Genomic DNA, 597 nt, shown 5'->3' with positions numbered 1-597 from the left:
GTATGAAGGTACTGATCCTTGGAGGAGGACTAGTAGGGAGGTCTGCTCTGCAAGTTTTACATTCATTAGGTGCGTGGTGTACGGTTATGGATATAAATTACGGAACATTAAGAGATATCGGCAAAACGTATAATGAAAAAGTGAATACTCAGCTATCAACTAAGCAAAATATTAAAAAACTGCTTCCTGAAACTGATATGGTAATTAACTGTGTGAAATGGCCAAAGGAACGCAAAGATTATTTAATAGAGTGCGATATGCTCAATTTAATGGAAAAAGGATCAGTTATTGTAGATATTAGCAATGACACTGACGGTGCAATTGAATCTTTCCGTGAAACAACTCATGAACATCCTACATATATTGAAAATGGTGTCGTTCATTACTGTGTCAGCAATATTCCTGGAGCGATTGCTAACTCTACTTCTGTAGCTTATRCAGCGTCCGTGCTGCCACATATTCAGTCCATCCTAAATTCGGGTGTGAAATCAGCCTGTATCAAAGATGGATTTTTAAGACGCAGCTTAACCGCTTATAAAGGATACCTCACACATGAAGAAACAAGTGCTATACAAAATAGACCTTGGGTCAGACMAG

1 protein-coding gene is annotated in these 597 nt (G+C 38.3%); it reads left to right on the top strand.

Annotated features, from left to right (window positions below; genetic code table 11):
* The coding region (locus tag AC1DRF_RS31485) for an NAD(P)-binding domain-containing protein (RefSeq protein ID WP_477742760.1) at nucleotides 1–597 on the top strand (597 nt) is incomplete at both ends.

It is taken from the genome of Priestia sp. P5_B4, assembly GCF_056400385.1.
This window is presented reverse-complemented; position numbering and strand designations above follow the sequence as displayed.